The organism is Paenibacillus fonticola DSM 21315 (assembly GCF_000381905.1).
In the GTDB taxonomy this organism is placed as follows: Bacteria; Bacillota; Bacilli; order Paenibacillales; family Paenibacillaceae; genus Fontibacillus; species Fontibacillus fonticola.
Genome location: NZ_KB907260.1, coordinates 1 through 17,217 on the forward strand (window position 1 = coordinate 1; position 17,217 = coordinate 17,217).

General features: G+C 47.0%; 19 protein-coding genes and 1 pseudogene. 9 read left to right on the plus strand and 11 right to left on the minus strand.

Annotated elements, in window-relative coordinates; all coding sequences use genetic code 11:
* Window positions 1-289: 289 nt before the first annotated feature.
* The 4 genes and pseudogenes from G358_RS32390 to G358_RS0116300 form a co-directional block, all read right to left on the minus strand.
* A pseudogene (locus G358_RS32390) lies at window positions 290-406 on the minus strand (transposase); the annotation flags it as partial.
* A 177-nt stretch (window positions 407-583) separates the two neighbouring features.
* Window positions 584-940 (minus strand): hypothetical protein, encoded by a 357-nt coding sequence (locus G358_RS0116290; protein ID WP_019638305.1) that lies wholly within the window; start codon window positions 938-940, stop codon window positions 584-586.
* A 143-nt stretch (window positions 941-1,083) separates the two neighbouring features.
* Window positions 1,084-1,425 (minus strand): YlbF/YmcA family competence regulator, encoded by a 342-nt coding sequence (locus tag G358_RS0116295; RefSeq protein ID WP_019638306.1) that lies wholly within the window; start codon window positions 1,423-1,425, stop codon window positions 1,084-1,086.
* 26 nt (window positions 1,426-1,451) lie between these two features.
* Window positions 1,452-2,618: a DUF445 family protein gene (locus G358_RS0116300; RefSeq protein WP_019638307.1), complete on the minus strand. Its 1,167-nt coding sequence runs from the start codon at window positions 2,616-2,618 to the stop codon at window positions 1,452-1,454.
* Between the two features lie 266 nt (window positions 2,619-2,884).
* Here G358_RS0116300 and G358_RS0116305 point away from each other — a divergent pair, with 266 nt between their 5' ends.
* The 5 genes from G358_RS0116305 to G358_RS0116325 all read left to right on the plus strand — a co-directional run bounded on the left by G358_RS0116305 (window position 2,885) and on the right by G358_RS0116325 (window position 9,204).
* The gene (locus tag G358_RS0116305; RefSeq protein ID WP_019638308.1) at window positions 2,885-4,252 is read left to right on the plus strand and encodes a YheC/YheD family endospore coat-associated protein; all 1,368 of its coding nucleotides are present in this window, start codon (window positions 2,885-2,887) and stop codon (window positions 4,250-4,252) included.
* 17 nt (window positions 4,253-4,269) lie between these two features.
* The gene (locus G358_RS0116310) at window positions 4,270-5,385 is read left to right on the plus strand and encodes a YheC/YheD family endospore coat-associated protein (RefSeq protein ID WP_019638309.1); all 1,116 of its coding nucleotides are present in this window, start codon (window positions 4,270-4,272) and stop codon (window positions 5,383-5,385) included.
* 167 nt (window positions 5,386-5,552) lie between these two features.
* Complete coding sequence (locus G358_RS0116315) at window positions 5,553-6,926, plus strand: YheC/YheD family endospore coat-associated protein (RefSeq protein WP_019638310.1); 1,374 nt, start codon at window positions 5,553-5,555, stop codon at window positions 6,924-6,926.
* Window positions 6,926-8,041: a YheC/YheD family endospore coat-associated protein gene (locus tag G358_RS0116320; RefSeq protein WP_019638311.1), complete on the plus strand. Its 1,116-nt coding sequence runs from the start codon at window positions 6,926-6,928 to the stop codon at window positions 8,039-8,041. The genes G358_RS0116315 and G358_RS0116320 overlap by 1 nt, the downstream gene beginning before the upstream one ends.
* Before the next feature lie 59 nt (window positions 8,042-8,100).
* Window positions 8,101-9,204: a YheC/YheD family endospore coat-associated protein gene (locus tag G358_RS0116325; protein ID WP_019638312.1), complete on the plus strand. Its 1,104-nt coding sequence runs from the start codon at window positions 8,101-8,103 to the stop codon at window positions 9,202-9,204.
* A gap of 34 nt (window positions 9,205-9,238) precedes the next feature.
* Here the strand turns inward: G358_RS0116325 and G358_RS0116330 are convergent, their stop codons facing one another.
* Entirely contained in the window at window positions 9,239-9,952 is a 714-nt protein-coding gene (locus G358_RS0116330) for an HAD family hydrolase (RefSeq protein ID WP_019638313.1), read from the minus strand.
* 178 nt (window positions 9,953-10,130) lie between these two features.
* Between G358_RS0116330 and G358_RS0116335 the strand changes: the two genes are divergently transcribed.
* From G358_RS0116335 to G358_RS0116350, 4 genes are all read left to right on the plus strand, one after another.
* Window positions 10,131-10,391: a hypothetical protein gene (locus G358_RS0116335; RefSeq protein WP_240480048.1), complete on the plus strand. Its 261-nt coding sequence runs from the start codon at window positions 10,131-10,133 to the stop codon at window positions 10,389-10,391.
* 120 nt (window positions 10,392-10,511) lie between these two features.
* Entirely contained in the window at window positions 10,512-11,075 is a 564-nt protein-coding gene (locus G358_RS0116340; protein ID WP_169447442.1) for a class F sortase, read from the plus strand.
* Window positions 11,072-12,193, plus strand: a complete 1,122-nt coding sequence (locus tag G358_RS0116345; protein ID WP_019638316.1) for an amidase domain-containing protein — start codon at window positions 11,072-11,074, stop codon at window positions 12,191-12,193. The genes G358_RS0116340 and G358_RS0116345 overlap by 4 nt, the downstream gene beginning before the upstream one ends.
* 94 nt (window positions 12,194-12,287) lie before the next feature.
* Window positions 12,288-13,778 (plus strand): oligosaccharide flippase family protein, encoded by a 1,491-nt coding sequence (locus tag G358_RS0116350; protein ID WP_019638317.1) that lies wholly within the window; start codon window positions 12,288-12,290, stop codon window positions 13,776-13,778.
* Here G358_RS0116350 and G358_RS0116355 read toward each other — a convergent pair.
* The 6 genes from G358_RS0116355 to G358_RS30310 form a co-directional block, all read right to left on the minus strand.
* Entirely contained in the window at window positions 13,767-14,363 is a 597-nt protein-coding gene (locus G358_RS0116355; RefSeq protein WP_019638318.1) for an SCO family protein, read from the minus strand. The two genes, G358_RS0116350 and G358_RS0116355, sit on opposite strands and share 12 nt — an antisense overlap.
* Before the next feature lie 12 nt (window positions 14,364-14,375).
* Window positions 14,376-14,750 carry a c-type cytochrome gene (locus tag G358_RS0116360; protein ID WP_019638319.1) on the minus strand — a complete coding sequence of 125 codons (375 nt, stop codon included), beginning with the start codon at window positions 14,748-14,750 and terminating at the stop codon, window positions 14,376-14,378.
* Window positions 14,751-14,777: 27 nt separating this feature from the next.
* Window positions 14,778-15,239, minus strand: a complete 462-nt coding sequence (locus G358_RS0116365) for a FixH family protein (protein WP_019638320.1) — start codon at window positions 15,237-15,239, stop codon at window positions 14,778-14,780.
* 64 nt (window positions 15,240-15,303) lie between these two features.
* Window positions 15,304-15,603 carry a hypothetical protein gene (locus tag G358_RS0116370; RefSeq protein ID WP_019638321.1) on the minus strand — a complete coding sequence of 100 codons (300 nt, stop codon included), beginning with the start codon at window positions 15,601-15,603 and terminating at the stop codon, window positions 15,304-15,306.
* A gap of 315 nt (window positions 15,604-15,918) precedes the next feature.
* A complete protein-coding gene (locus tag G358_RS0116375) occupies window positions 15,919-16,242 on the minus strand; it encodes a hypothetical protein (protein WP_026342306.1) in 324 nt (107 codons plus the stop codon).
* 79 nt (window positions 16,243-16,321) lie between these two features.
* On the minus strand, window positions 16,322-17,179 hold the full coding sequence (locus tag G358_RS30310; RefSeq protein ID WP_051107696.1) for a sensor histidine kinase: 858 nt from the start codon (window positions 17,177-17,179) through the stop codon (window positions 16,322-16,324).
* Window positions 17,180-17,217: the final 38 nt, after the last annotated feature.

The window sequence follows — 17,217 nt, forward strand, 5'->3', positions numbered from 1 at the left end:
GTTACACTATCCATTTTAACCTACGAGATGTAGCAATATGGAGGGCTGTCTTTTGTTTACGTTCATCATAGCTAGAATCAAACAACAGTCACTGATAGCTAAATCCAATCTTTGTAAGGAATAACATTCTCCAAAACCGAAGTAAACGTGGTTTTCCAGCGTGACTGCCTGGCCATTCGTAAATACTTAGTATAGGATGCAGAAATCTGTAAATATTCTGCAGGGTGAAGGACAATATAGGCGTTATTTTCAGGCCTGGGCTTTCACTGTAATTTTCGGGTAATATCCCATAGGATGACACAGATATCTTTGGCGGAATCGCTTCCAGCATCTGTACATGATCCGGCATCATATGACCTTCCAGAATTTCTACGCCCTTGTACTTACATAAGCGTCTAAAGATTTCTATTAAGTCTTTTGTTTGTATTGGAATGGTCTTGTTGGACAAACCCTCGATCCCTTCACCCGCATAGCGGGTCGTTTTTTGTTTCGCGCGTTTCACGCACTCGACTGGCTAAAGCCAAAAAAAGACCCCGTCGTTGACGAGGTTCCTCATGAATTCAACTCTATAAAAATAGATAAATCAGCTCTGCTTACCGTCAGCCGGCCATTCCTCCCGCTGCCACTTGGCCTGCCATTCGCGGAGCTTCGCCCGGCGTACGGCTTCGAGTCCCCGCTGCTTTTCTTCGCTGACGCCAAGCAGAAAGTGCAAATGCGCACCGACAACCAAAAAAGCGAAAGCGGCCCATACGATGCCGAATAACGATAGCCATCCTGCACCCGGGTGAACCGAAATAAATGGCAGAGCATATACAAGCATGCTTAATGCAAGAATGAAATAAGCCGCATGCTTCCATTTGTTTCTCTTCTTTTCTTTTTTGATAAGACCAAGTGCCTTCATTGTTTTCATGTTACTTTTTTTCATGTTACTGTTTTTCATGCTACTGCATCTCCTTCATCACGAATCTATAAACGAATCTATATTTCTAGTCTATGAAGGAGTTTAAATAATATGAGGATTCACCTAAAAATCGGGAATAAATAATCGGATCAAACTAATAATTTACGAGACTCTGACTAAGCTTATTCTGATCCGTACAGATGCTGCAAGCTGTCTGTGATGATTTTGTTTACATCCTGAATGATGACACTAAGACGGCGCTCCGCGTCGAAGAGCCGGCGGATGTTCAAATTCAGGCTCAATACTTCGAATAGCTTTTCCATCTTTTCCATCTCTTCAGGTGACGGCATATCGCCGTTCATCATGCGCTGCTGAACGTCATTTTGCTGTTGGCGGAAATCATCCAGCATGCGCTTGCTTTCGGGATCCGCATCCACCAGCTTCATGGCCGCCGTAATATCGGATACCTCTTGACTTTCTCGAAGGGCTTTGGCCAGATCATGCGCTTTGTCATAAATGTTCATAGTTGAGTTCTCCTTTAATAAACCTATTATTTGCCTATCCATATCAGCATCGTCGATTGAATTAATCCAATCATACCACCTAGCAGCACCCCAAGCCATGTAATTGCCCGGAACTCCTTGCCGGATACGCTCAGAATAACTTCTTCAAGCCGTTCTACCGGAAATTTCTGAACCTGCTCCTTTACTAGCTGCGGCAGCTGTATCGCCTGCATTACCGGCGGAATGATCCTGACGGCAAGGCTCAGAAATCTGTCTACCAGAGCTGGAACAGCAGCTTCGGCCTGGCTGCGCCACGGCGCAAGCAATGAAGCGATGGGGATTTCCTCGGCCTTGGCCATCCATTCCTCCAGCGGAAGTTGCTGCAGTTTATCGCCAAGCCAGTATTCAGGATCAGTTCCAATCAACGCATGTAATAGCTCTTCTACAGGCTTATCGCCATAGAGCTCGAGCCGGTCTTTGATCGCTAGAGCGACTTTGCTCCGAGCCTCCTCCCCCTGCAGGGCTTGCACAAGAGCGGGGGTCATCTTTTGGACCAGCTTATCCTCATCCATAAACAGAGCCGCCATCGTACCGATAAAGCCGCCGGCGTTGTCCATCAGGCCTGCGGCCATTTTTGCCAGCAAACGTTGACCTTGGGATGAGAGCAGTTCCTCTTCCACTGCTGTCAAGACAGCATCCGCCGCCGCCCGGCTCCATATCTGCCGATTGTCCTCGGACCAACCTGGCACGATATTTTTCAGGGGGACCTTGCCCCATTCGCGCTTCTGCCACACGAACTGGAAGCTATGCTGCGATAAATTCGTCAGCGCCCCTGCAAGCTTGCCCTTTAACGATCCCCACTCTTCCTCCGTCCAAATGGCCAAGACCGCTTCCTTTAGCGTCTTGTTGCTGCTTCCCCAACGATGAAGCAGCCCCGTAAGTTTCTCCTTAGCCTGACTGCGAAATTTAGGCCTGAGCACCATTTCTTGCAAGCCCTCGGCAGTGACTAAGTATTCGGACACGACGTTTCCTAAAGATTCCGCAATATCGTCTCTGCGCTTCGGTATAAGACCCGGTGTAAACGGAAGACGCCGTTTACCGATCATAACCGGAGTCCTTGGATGGAACAGCATTTTGATCGCGAAATGATTTGTAACTCCGCCAACGAATGCAGCAACCGCAACACTGACCACAATGTATAACCAATCTGCCAATCCTAAAATCCTCCCTATGCAGCTCTTGAAAACAATCCTCCCATAATATGGGCAGCTATCACATTTTATTCTACTCTGAACATCTGCCTCCAAACGTCCACCCATATGCCAGACACAGGAATCAGGCTGCTTACCCATGCAGTGCATGCGATGATTTCAAAGATGGGTTAATCACCAAGGTTTCTATGTCCTCATATGATGCATTACATGTATATGCGATGACGCATCCAAGACATCGAGCCTAAGCTTGGAAGGAGATCCGCTTCATGCACTCCAAAAAAATAACAATACAAATCATGAATCCGGGTTCACTGGAGGATGACTGTCTCGTTCTCGGAGAGATGCTCATCAAACAATTGAAAATTCCTACAGATCATCCGCTGCAGCTTTCCTTCGGTTCGTTCCAGCAACAGATCAAGGTCATTTCCTTATCTAAGTTAAACGGAATCCGGATCAGCCAAGGGCTTGCCAAAAGTATGGGGCTACTGACTCGAACAGCACTGCGAATGATTTATCGTCCCCAATCATCCACCATTCAGTTCGGGCCAATTATCGGTGTACTGATCAGCCAAGACTATCCGGATACTCCGGACAGACCTTTCGGCCCGATCACCTTATTTTGCCAAGAGCTCGCCAATGCTTGTCAACGAAAAGGAATTTTTGTTTATTTTTTTACTCCATCCCATATCGGAAGCAGTTCAGCGAAGGTAACGGGATGGGTTTATGGTGACGGCTGGAAACAAACCGAGCTTCCTGCCGCAAATGTGTTCTACAACCGCCTGACATCACGCAAATTGGAGAATAAACCTAGCGTACAGCATTTCATGAAAGAAGTAAAATCCCTCTATGGCAGTCATTTTTTCAACGAAAAATTCCTCGATAAAACTGAAGTGTTTGACGCGCTGGGACGTGACGCTTCACTGTCAGGGTATCTTCCTGAGTCTCATTTATTTCGCAATTATGCGATGCTGAAATCGATGTGTTCAAGACATCCCATCGTCTTCCTGAAGCCGATCAAAGGCAGCCTTGGAAAGGGGATTATTCGTATTTCCCGACTGGAGGGAGGCGCTTATCAGACATTGACCGCCCAAGTCGGCGGCACACAAAAACAGAACTATACAAGCCTTGCCAAATTATTCTCCGCCCTATCCGGCAAAATGAAAACGACACGCTATCAAATCCAGCAAGGACTTCAACTGATGGTCATGGATCGCCGGCCTGTAGATTTTCGCGCGTTAGTACAAAAAAATCAGTTCGGAAAGTGGAGCGTCACATCCATCGTTGCCCGTATCGCCGGAAATCAGCATTTCGTATCAAACTTGGCACGGGGCGGTTCTCTTCGAACATTAAAAGACACGATTTCGCGCAGCACACTGCCAGTTAAAATCAAATCAAAAATGAGCTTTCGATTAAAAAAGGCGGCGCTTGAAATCGCGAAGGGCATCGATGCACAAATTCCCGCTCATTTTGGTGAACTCGGCATTGACCTCGCTGTAGATCAGCACGGCCGTATCTGGCTGCTCGAAGTCAACTCCAAGCCTTCAAAGAACGATAATACACCGCTTGGCGGAAGTAAAATACGTCCTTCTGTCAAGCAAGTGATAGGATATTCTCGCTTTCTGTCCGGCTTCTAATCAGGAGGGAACTTAGAATGAACTCATCTTCACATGGAATAGTTGGAATTATGGCAGGCGAAAGCACTGGCCCCCTTCCTTTTTCGGAATCAGCGTTTTGCCGCCACTTGTGTCACATAGGGAATCGGCAGAAGTTGACGGTATACGTATTCTGTCCATCATGGGTGACGCCTAGCCGCAGAGGTGTCCCTGGATATACGTATGAGAACGGAAAATGGATACGGAAGTTGTTTCCTGCTCCGGATATTATTTATGACCGCTGCTTTTCTTTCGATAAGAAGCAGCAGCGGCGGAAACAGCGCTGCATGGATTTGCTGACCGGATTACAGCCCTTTGTATATCTCACGCGCGGGCTCGCTGGCAAGTGGTCCGTCTATCAGGCGCTCAAAAAAAATAGCCTTTTCTCCGCTTATCTTCCGCATACCGTCCGGTATGAAACAACCGGACAGTTGGACCAATGGCTGAAATTCCATCAGGGAGAAGCATTCCTCAAGCCGCAAAACGGCACGCATGGCAAAAGAACGATGTATGTCAAAGTTGTGAACTCCGGGCTAGGAGAGGGGCTTTTGCTCATTGGCAGGGACGGCGGCAATCAATTATTCCGCAAGCGATTTTACTCGCGGCAGGATGGCCTAGAGTGGATTCATAAATTTATCGGATCGAAAACCTTTCTGCTGCAGCCCTACCTGCTGCTTAACAATTCAAAGGGCGAACCCTTCGATGTCAGGGTACTGATGCAAAAAAATGAAAATGGCGTCTGGAGCATGACAGGCATGGCTGTACGGGCTGGCCGCAAACATTCGCTTACCTCCAATCTGCATGGCGGCGGAACGGCGCACAGAGCCCTTCCTTTTTTGACGAAGGAGCTTGGAGAACACACCGGACAAAGGGCAGCGAAAATTATTCGCAACCTGTCGCAGGCCATTCCAGAACAGCTTGAATCCTACTTTGGCCGGTTAGCCGAGCTCGGAATCGATTTTGGGGTAGACCAATCGGGCCAAGTGTGGATATTGGAAGTAAACTCCAAGCCGGGTAGATCGTCACTATTCCGTATAGGCGACATGCAAGGAGCCCGAAAATCCGTAGAGAACCCTATACAGTACGCCCGATACTTGCTGCTTCATAAAACCTGAACCTACCTAAGAAAGCTTGCTTTGCATCCTTTTTAGCCTGGATTTTCGAAGCGGTTTGCTTCACAAAACTTTTAGCCTAGACTTTCGAAGCGGGTTTGCTTCGCAAAACTTTTAGCCTGGCCTTTCGAAGCAGTTTTGCTTCGCAAAACTTTTAGGAGGAAAAATTCATGAGCTTGACTTTCTGCAACGTTCATTTCACGCAGCAGCCCAAAAGGGTCGTCTACGTGTCGGGATCACTGATGAAGAACCTGAATCTATCCGGAAAAAAATCGGTTCATCTAAGGCTGGGTCAAGATCGTATACCCGCTTTAGTCAAACCAATTTACAAACCAGGCAACCACCTTTATCTTACTGCGGGCATTCACAAAGGTATTAAAATTCCAAAGTCAGGACCCGTATATCTTCGCAACATCCAGGACGGGGAAGTTCATATCGGCCCCTTGATAGGTGTGCTGTCCGACGGCCCCACCTCATCGGCCAACAATCCTTTTGGCTCCAGAACGGGATTTATCAAACAGCTTCTCAAGCAAGGCAGCAAGCAATCCTATATATTTGCATTCACCCCCCGGGATGTTAATTGGGAGCAGGAAAAAGTAAATGGATATTTTTTAAACGAAGCAGGACGTTTCCATCGTAAAAAAGTACCTCTTCCCGATGTTGTCTATAATCGGTTACCGAGTCGCAGAGCGGAGACGACCTCCTCCATTAACCAGCTGCGGGAGCGCTTTTCACGCCGGAAAATCCCCTTCTTCAACTGGAGTTTCTTTAATAAATCCGACATTTACAGGCTGCTGGAGAAGGATACCGGAGTGAGCCGTTTCGTGCCAGAATCGATTATGAGTCCAACCCCTGAGGAAATTAAAGATTTGCTGGACCGTCACTCACTTATTTACTACAAACCGAACAGCGGGAGTCTCGGAAACGGAATCTACCGGATATCGCACATAGCGAAAAGCGGTTATTATGCCCGTTATCGCAATAAAGGAAAAAATGCGCTGCTGCGCTTTAATTCCTTTGGCAGTCTTATACGGACACTCCAGGCCAGGCATGGCCGCTCGCTCCGTAATTATGTTGCCCAGCAGGGCATCCGCCTTATCGAGATCGATGGGTGTCCGATTGATTTCCGTTTTCATATGCATAAAAACGGCAGAAACAATTGGGTTGTCGTCGGCATCGGCGCGAAAAAGGCAGGTAAAGGCAGCGTAACGACGCATCTGAAAAACGGCGGCTCTCTGCTCACCCCAGAACAGGCGCTCGGCCGGGCTTTTGGCGCAAGGGGGGATGATGTGCTGCGGCGCGCAAAAAGTGTCGCCATTACTTTAGCTGAAGCAATAGAGTATCATCACCAGCATTTAATTGGAGAAATCGGCTTCGACATCGGGATAGATAAGGATGAGAAAATATGGATGTTCGAGGCCAACGCAAAACCGGGGCGGTCGATATTCCAACACCCTAATCTCCGAGCGGAGGGCAAGGCATCCGTTGAGCATATCCTGGAGCACTGCTTGTATCTCAGTAGATTCCGGAGGAGGGAAGGCTGATGAGCCATCTCCTAGCCGATAGAAAACCTGTCGTTGCTGTACTGACCGTAGGTGACGCCAAACGCCTTTTCCGCGGAAACAAAGCTAACTTGAAAGATATTGTGAATACGGGAACAGACCTGGATTTCCCCGTCTATGTCGTCACCGCCAAAGATTTAAAGCTAACTGCCAAACGAGTAAGGGGTTATCAATACCTCGCCGAAGAGAAGACCTGGTACAGGCATTGGTTCCCTCTTCCCGATGTTGTCTACAACCGGGTGCCGCTCCGGGAGGACGAACGCAAGCCGAGTGTCCGGAAGAAAATCGAGGAATGTATCCGCCACAATTCCATCCAAATTTATAACCCCTTCTTCTTTAATAAACGCAAGCTGTTCGAATGGTTACGGAAAAACCGTTCTACCAAAGCGCTCGTCCCGGCCACCAAAAGAATGAGCGGGCCTCAAAATCTTTACGCCATGCTGCAGATCTATGAACGGCTCTATCTAAAGCCTGAAAGCGGCAAAGCGGGCAAAGGAATAATGCTGCTTCAATACGAGCCCGAGCAGGATAAACCCTTCCGCCTAACGATCCAGGGACGAAAATACAGAAATATCGTCTACCGCACTGACAGGCTTAATGCACTTTGGAGACGGATAAAGAGCGAGACGGCGAATGCTCCTTATATCATGCAGGAAGGAATCCAGCTGGTTTCATACAAGGATCGTATTTTCGATCTGCGTGTTTTAGTACAAAAAACAGGAAAAGGCGTGTGGATGGTCACCGGAGTAGGTGCACGTCTCGCCGGACTGAAACGAATTACTACTCATGTGCCGCAGGGAGGCAGTATTGAGTCGCCTGAGAAGCTGCTGAACCCTGTATTTGGCAGCGAAATGACAACGATCATTATGAACCGTTTGAAATCCAACGCCGTGCTGATCGCCAAGCAAATTGAGAAGGGCTCCGGGCATCTGCTAGGGGAAATGTCGATGGATCTTGGCATCGATACGAACGGAGATATGTGGTTTTTTGAAGCCAACTCTAAACCGATGAAATTCGACGAACCTCAAATTCGTAAAAAGTCACTTGATCGTATTTTTCAATACAGTCAGTATTTGTTTCAACATCCCAAGAACTAGTACCTGATATTACATGAAATTAGGTTAAAAGCTAACTTCGTACAAAGAAGGTGAATGTATTGTCACAACCTGTTCTTGGCATCTTGACGTTGTATATGAATAACAAGAAGCAGCTCGAGGAGCGTCATATTTATCAAAAGATGATAACAGAAGGCCAAAAAATAGGGTTAGATGTTTTCGTTTTTACACCGATGGACGTTGTTGAAGCGAAGAAAATGATTCACGGGCTTCACTATAATCCAAAAACTAATAAGTGGTCGCGGAAATGGCGAAGCTTTCCCCATCTCATCTTCGACAGGTGCAGGATTCAGAAGAGCAAGCGTTTTGAGCAGTTAATCCGGTTCCGCGCGCGTTATGGAAGCCTTCAATTTTTGAACCGCCCGCTGCGCGATAAATGGACGATACATCAGCTTCTCTCCCGTAAGTCAAAATTTAAATCCCATTTGCCGGAAACTGCCTTATTTCAGCATATGGGTGATGTGAGCAAACTATTGAGATATCATCCCAGCGTGTATATTAAACCGATACAGGGCACAGGGGGAAGAGGCATTTTGCGCGTCGACCGGGTAGGTCCCGAAAAATATTTAATCCAAGGCAGAAGACTAAACAGAAAAATCATTCCGCCGCAAACGGTCCACAGAGCGAGATTAACCCCTTATTTAACGCAGTGGAAAACAAAAAAACGCTATCTTGTACAGCAAGGCATTGAAATCAAACTTCCTAACGGACGGGTACATGATTATCGCATGCTCGTTCAGAAGAACGGTGCAGGACAATGGGCGGTTACCGGATGCGCAGGAAGAGTCGGTGCCCCGCGCAGCGTAACTTCCAATTTGCATGGGGGCGGTCATGCCGTGCCGATGAGCACACTGCTGAAGCAAGCCGGACATAATGAAGAGAAACGGGCTGAAATCCGCAGCACAGCTGAGCGGCTTAGCCTCGATATTGCCGCAACACTGGAAGCGAATTTCGGGGCGCTGTGCGAGCTGGCTCTCGATCTGGCCATTGACCGAAGCGGAAAAGTGTATGTGCTCGAGGTAAACCCCAAGCCGGCCCGGGAGGTGTTTATCCAATCCGGCGACTCTGATGCTTACCGTACCGCCATCGTAAGACCGCTCGAATATGCACTCTGGATACACAAGCAAAAGGCCGCTTCTTCCTAGTGGAAGGGCGGCCGGCGCTGTCGCTTTTATTTTGTTATCCGGGGTTGTTCACTTTAGGCACTTCGGCTGCTTGATCGTAAAGTGAAATCAATTCATCAAAGGAAGATATGAGCGCATCCGACCCGCTCAGCTCCTGCCCCTGGCCAAATCCCGCATAGGCACAGCCGATGACCGTCTGGCCGTTCTCTTTCCCCGCTTCCACATCAGAAGAACGATCCCCAATCATCCAAGCGCTGGTGACGTCATGATTATCCAGCAGCAGCCTCACCAAATCTACCTTTGAAGCTGTTTGATACTCTCCGGCGCTATATATGCCTTCAAACAGCGGGAATATGCCGTGTGTATTCGCTACCTCTTTTACATAATGCTCCAGACCGTTACTGGCTACAAAGAGGCGCACTCCGCGCTTCTTCAATTGTTCAAGCGTCTCCGCCACACGCGGATACAGCTCTGTCGCATACTCCTTTAAACCGATAAGCTCGAATTCCAGCAGCAGTTCGTCGGCCCGCCGGTGAACGGTTACATCATGGTCCGGCAGCACTCTTTTCCAAATATCGTCCAACAGCATACCTAACCCGCTCAGTATCCGTTCTTCAGGGGGAGTCTCCCCCGCATACAAATTTTCCTTCCGCAGCTGGTCGAACAAACGATGATACACCGGAATGAGAAGCGTCTCCGTTTTAAACAATGTACCGTCCATATCAAAAATCATCGCATCAGGTTTAATCAATCGAGTGGTCGTGTCCATGTCCGTATTCCTTCCTATCCTTGTAATAGCCCCATGATATGCCATACAGCAGCCATTGTAAACCCCGATATGGTCTATGGAATGTTAACTCGAAATCAAATTATGTATAATTTCCCAGCTTAGAAAAATGGGTAACGGATACCCTATCAATGGGGAAATACAAAATTCAAGGAGGTACATGATGAAAAAAATATCCGTTGCTATCTTATCGGCCTGTTTGTTGTTTTCCGCTGCTTCCGCAGTAGGGGCTGCTCCGGCAAAACCTCATGCAAAGCATGAGCATAAAGTTCACACCAAATCCACGCACAAAATGCATCATAAGAAAGCCCCTCACCACAAAGGCATTCACACGAAAAGCATAAAAGCAAAAGGCATCAAAACAAAAGCGACTCAAATGCCGAAAACTGGATTTGGCGGCGCAAGCGAGCAAACAGAATAAGAAGGAGGATGAAAGAGGGCATTCCCCTCTTTCTCTCTTATTATGATAAAAAAATGGCCATACATTCTCCTGCTTTTCGTTTTTGCTGCTATGAGTGCGGGATGTACGTCATCTAAACCAGTGAAAGAGAATACAATACCAAATCAACAATCCGGATCTGCTCCATCACCGCCACTACAGATCAATATTGATCCTGATGATATTCCCCAGGAAATCAAACGTGAACCGCCCGAGCCGTTTATGCCTACAGAGCTCATAATTCCCGCTGTAAAGGTAAAGGCTAAGGTGGAACCGGTCGGGGTACTGCCGAATGGGCAAATGGACGTTCCCAAACATACAAATCTCGTAGGGTTATTACACCCCGGGGTTATCGCGGGAGAACGGGGCAATATGGTTATGGACGGTCATGTGGACAGCTATACTGGCCCGGCTGTTTTTTTTAATTTAAAAAAATTAAAGACTGGCGACCAAATTGTCGTTCGCAATCAGAAACGGCGTCAGTTGACCTATATTGTGCAATCCGTGGAAGCTTATCGCACGGCGGAGGCACCTGTAGACAAAGTGTTTGGAGAAACAGACGTTCCAATGCTCAATTTAGTAACCTGTACTGGAAAATACAGTAGGAAAAAAAAGGAGCATGAGCAAAGACTGATTGTATTTGCCAAGCTGGATGGTGAATTATGAACTTAACCCATAAAATTGTGAGTGCCACATTGGCCATTTGCCTGACTTTGCTTTCTTTTAACGAAACTATTGCTGCTGATGATGAAAAGCACGAGCAAGAGGTTAGAACCTTTCTCGAGGAGCTTTTTCAGCAGAGAGCCCAAATTCTCGTCAATCGGGACACTGATCGCCTGGAGAGCCTATATGCGAGCAGCACAAACATAAGCAAATATGCTCTCCGAAATGAACGGAATCGCACGAATTATTTGAATGAATGGGCGTCGAAACGGGCAATCAAGCTGGTAAAGGCAGAGAGCAAAATTCGTATCGTGCGCCTGAACGTTTCAAAGGATACAGCCAAGGTATCTTTAGTTCATTCACTGAAAGTCAGCTATACCTATATGAATAAAATAGTACCTGTTCAATGGTTCGGCATTGGAACTACCCATTTTTTAACCTTAAAAAAAATAAACAACGAATGGAAGGTCAACAAAGAGTGGTATTTGGATCCGCTTGAGGAAAACCCCAATAAAATAGCAGTTACCCCGGATGGGATTTCACCGTCTGTTTCCTATCAGCAAAAAGTTGTGGACGGCAAAAGATACCGGCGGGCACGTGCAGTACAATACGCGAATAAATACGCAGGCACAGCTTGGGGAGCAGGCAATGATCATCGCTATAACCGAAAATATGCGAACTATTCCGGGCAGGGAGGAGATTGCACAAACTTTACCTCCCAGGTCATTGGCGATGAACAAGAAGGCGGCGGTTTGCCGATGACCGGTGCTTGGCGTTATTTCTATAAAAAAGGAGGAAGCGAAGCCTGGATTCGAACGGATTCCTTCCACAATTTCCTCCTGTATTCCGGATACGGAAAGCTGCTGGCCAAAGGGGACTTTAACCAAATTGTCGACCCCTCATCCAAATATCCGGACGGAGCCATCGCACATATTCAGCCAGGAGATTTGATAGGGTATATCATCAGCGGCAGCGATGTAGACCACTTCTCAGTTGTCGTCGGCTTTGACGATTACGGCTATCCGCTTGTCAATTCACATTCTGCTGACCGTTACCGCGTACCTTTCGATCTAGGATGGGATAAATATACCAAATACTTATTGATTCACATTAAAGATTAGTCCATGGCATGATTTATTAGCTTGTCAGCATAACGGCAAATTTGCGTCATACAATAAAGAATTGAAAGACAATGACCTTTATGCTGGAGGCAATATGAAATCATCCCGCCTGGTAAAGCAATCTGCGATTCGAGCCGGTGCGATGGCTGTTGTGAAGCTGATCGGACTGATCGGACGAGTCATCTTAACCAGATTGGTAGGTGCCGAGGGAATCGGTCTGTATCAAATGGCGTATTCCTTTTACGGCCTGCTGCTTATGATCTTTGGAGGGCTGCCAACCGCCTTGGCTATTATTACGGCAAAAAAGCCTTGGCTTGGTTGGCATTTTTTTAAATCGTTGTCCCTGATCGCTATGATGCTTGGGGGCATATTAAGTCTGGTTGTATTCTGGAATGCTTCCGCCCTTTCCATCGTTTTAGGAAATCCGGGCTTGCAATACGCTTTGCGGAGCCTGGCGCCCGCCATCTTTGCTGCTCCGTTACTCGGCTTGTTACGAGGCTACTTACAGGGGCTTGAACGCTTTAATATTATTGCAGTTTCCGAGGTAATAGAGCAGGGGAGCCGGATTTTTGCTATGCTGCTTATTGCCGGTTATCTATTATCCCAAGGCATTGATATAGCGGTAGGCGGCGGGGTCCTCGCTACTTTCATCGGCGCGCTTATTTCCTTCACTTTACTGACGATATATGTGTCTGCAGATCAACGAAAACATCCCATCACTCCGCTCCCTGCACACAAACTGCCCTTCGGCTGGCTATTCAAAGCTTCCTTCATCATTTCACTGACTCGCCTGCTGATCCCGGCTTCTGATTTCATCGATGCTATCCTTATTCCGGGCAGACTGAAGGCAGCCGGCTATGACACTTCACAAGCGACTGCAATGTACGGCGTAATTACGGGGATGGCAGCAATTATCGTCTATACGCCTACACTTGTTACTCAAGCCCTTAGCCATACAGTAACGATTCGGATGGCTAACTATTGGCAGCGGAAGCTATGGCCCCAATTCCACAAGCTGTTCTCTCTTTCATTGGAAGCTGCCTGGTTGTGGGGACTATCATCTGCTATATACATGTATGTGTACGCCTCTGAGCTTTCCCTATTTATTTTCAACACGTCCGAGGCAGCAAAGCCTATTCAGTATTTAGCTATTCTGCCCGTCATCGTCGGCTTTCGGGAACTGTCCACCAGCATCCTCTGGTCACAGGACATTAAAAAAATTACCTTTTTCGGATTACTGATTGGCATTATCTGTTCCATCATCATTCAATATGTGCTCATCGCGATCCCGGGATTCGGTTATATCGGGGCGGCACTTGGCATCCTTGTTATGGAGATCCTGTCTTCTCTATGGAACTATTATGCTCTAAAAATCAAATTCGTCAGCGCGCTGAAATTCGTCCCCTACCTGATCCTCGATACGTTAGTTTTGATCGGAGCGATGTATCTTATTCATTCATTGTCCAGTTGGTGGAATGATGGGCCTATAAGCTTGGTCGGCTTCCTGCTGGAGACGATTTTGTTCTTCTGCGCAGCAGGAGCTTTCATGTATGTACGTTTCAAGGGGAAAATATTAGCGGGATAGCGCTTTAATGTCCTTAATTATTTTACTATACGGCGGCTCCTGGCCATCGTATCTTGTGACGATCGTTCCCGAGCGATCGACCAAATAGAACGAAATTCCATGAATCACTTGATCTCCAATCGCGTCCTTCTGAATTGCGCTCTTGAAGCTTTGCTGCCCGAAGGCTTGCATCTCTTCAAATGAATAGCCCGTTAAAGCATGCCAGTTATCGAAGTCATCCGTAAATTTGCCGATATACTTCTTTAAAGCTTCGGGGGTGTCCTTCTCAGGATCGACCGTGAAGGACACCAGTTCGGCCTGCAATCCAGCTGCCTGCAGCTCTCTTTGCAGCTTGGCCATGTTCGCTGTTAAAGTCGGACATACGGTGGAGCAGTTCGTAAACATAAAGTGGGCGACCCACACTTTGTCTTCTAGATCAGCCAATCCAAAGGGCTGGCTTTCCTGATTGATAAATTCGAATGATTCCACCGGGATACTGAGGTCATTCGGTTTACGGCTGCCAAGAGAAGCTGTTAACAGCACGATCGCTGCAACCACTAATACAGCAATAATGCCAATATCGATCATACGCCGCATTTTTTTCATTCGCTTGCCCCTTTAATCACCTGTTTGAGAACCGAGCCATACCGCCAAAGCATCGATCTCCTCTGCTTTTAGCCTTTTTCCAAAAGCAGGCATGCCTTCCCTGCCCGCGCTGACCGCCTCCTTGATTTCCGCCTCGGTAAGCATCGCGCCGATATTCTGAAGGTTAGGACCTACCCGTCCGCTAAGATCCGCCGCATGACAGCTCGCACAATTTTGTTTATATATGAGTGTGGCCTTGCTTTCATTTGGACTCTTGGCTTGCCCTGAAGATGGGGGTCCGGTATCCTTGGCAGAACCCGATTGTCCACAAGCAGTTAAAGCGAATAAAGCAAATACCAGCAGGAGCAATTGCAGTGATCTTGTTCCTGTTCCTGTTCCTGTTCTCATGTTTGCCTACTCCCCTTTGCCTCTCATTTATTCCATATGCGAGCTCTTGTCATAGATCGAATCTTTCGCTTGTTCAATTTCCTCATCCGACACTTGACCAACAATGAACTGTTTCCGCGGCATATTGTGCATGTCACGGGCCGTTACATGGGCGATGACATTGTATACGCCAGCTTTGTCGAAGTTTCTGTCAATACTGTAAATTCCGTTGCCGGTATGCTTTCCTTCCAGCATTTCATGATGCTCTTCCCCGCTATACCATACTTCGAATATTACAGATTTGGCATCCGCCACTTCTTCGGTGCCTTGGGTCACCTTCGCTTGGATCAGAGCCGGCTCTCCGGGTTTCAGCTCTTCAGGCTCACTCATAATTTGTACTTCTATAATTTCCGGAATTTCATCAGCTAACCCTGTGGTACCGCTACTAGAGGAACATCCTGACACAATAGCAATCAGAAGTACAGACACGGCTGTTATCCATCTTTTCATATGATCTTGCCCCCATCTCTCTAAATAATCGTTATTCCTGTCATCGTCATTCGTCTATAATTCATTACCAGTCCCACGGCCCTTTAACCATACCAAGACTGCTTAGCAAAGCGTTCATTATACTCGTCTTCTGGCTCAAGAGCGAATCCGTCGTACACTTGGCGTCCGCTTCATATTGAAGCTCTCTCGCCTTAGCGAGCGTAGACTCTGCTATATTATTCGTTACCTTAGCGTCGTTAAAGCAAGGCGGAGAGACATACACATGCAGAGTATGATCCAAAATCATTCGCGTCTGCCCAGAAGGCTTGATGTTTATCCGGATAAATAACAGGCTGATTAAGATCAGTGCGCCCACTGTCAACACTATGCTTGTCTTTTTTATAGCTATTCCCTCCCTTACCGGCAGTATATCTCATAATTATGAGGCAAAAATGACTACTTGGGGCTAATTAAACTTTTAAAATGTTAACGTTTTGTGAAATTTGCTAATTTGCCAGTGATCACCTGCGGACGTTGTAACAATTATCATTGTAATGACTTGATTTTGAAAAATAAAGAAAAATGATCATTGCGGTTGCCCCAGTTATGATTTAGAAATAAAAAATGCCTAAGTTATCAATTATCATTCCTTTCCAAATGATAATTAAATCAACTCAGGCAGTTCCCTTTTTACTTACTATTAATCAGCAAGCAATCCCATAAAATATTGCAAGTTGCGAATGTAATAATTCATGCTGTCGGCCGCCACGGTCTCTCCCAGCTTGCTAAGCAAACTTTGCTGAAAAGATTCCCGGGACGAATAATCCGCCTGCTCAAAACGGTTATCCAGCTTCAAATTTTGTAAATACTTCACAACCTCGGCGTTGTTCTCCACATATTGCTTCTTCCACTCCGGATGTTTCTGCGCCTTCTTGGCGAATTGAATCAGTTCGGTCAGCCCATCGTTCCCTGCGGCAATTTCGGCGATAAACTTGTTATACGCTTCCGGATCCGCCTGCTTCATAAGCTCGGACATCTTTACATAATCGTCAGGCGCTCCCCGTCTGGATGAATATGGGTTTCGTTCCAAATTAGTATTTATATCAACGAACTATTCCGCCTGAATTCCTTGGGGATTGAAATTCTACGACTGTATAATTGTCCTCTGTAGCAATCCGCAAATTCCAGTTCATTTCATTTGCTCTTTCACGCATGATGAGCAGCCCATAGCTATCTTCCAATTGATAAGGATCTCCCCGAAACCCAATTCCATCATCCTTGATCGTCACTTTCCAGCCTCGCTGATCCTTGGCCGCTTCCCCGTTGATCGATCCCTGGGCAGCCTGGGCATGCTTCTGAATGTTTACGACCGCTTCCCGGATCGACGTCAGAAGCTCGACCTTCTCTTTCGGATTAAGCAGTTCATCGGGAATATTCCACTGCACCTCAATCGGAACAAGAACTTCTTCGGCAACCTGCTTGACCTTCTCCTTCAAGGTTTCCCTTTGCAGAACATCCACCTCTGTAGTGGCAGCGTATCTTAAATTGGCAATTGCCTGACGGACGTATCTGTTCACCTCATGCACCGTTTTGCGAATTTGGAAAATATCCTTCTCATATTTTTCCTGATCCGCTGTGAATTCCAGACGATCTACTTTAACTGACATTAGAAATACAGACTGAGCGATGCCATCATGCAGCTCTTTGGCCAAGTGCTCCCTTGCCTCAAGCGCCGCTTTAGCGGTCCGCTCAGTTTGAAGCTCCTGCTGAATCCTTTCCAGCATAAGAAACAGTCTCTTCAATAGGGTTACGCTTACAACATATACAAGAACCGGAGTTAGCCAGTTGCCCAAATCCATCGAAATGTAGGGAAGCAAAAATTGGTGACGCACGTACTCCCATATTCCTACAGTGATCGTCGGTATGAATAGAATCATCCATTTGATTTGTTTATAAGTCACTAAAGTTACCCTCCCTCGCTTTACAGCCGATTTAAAGC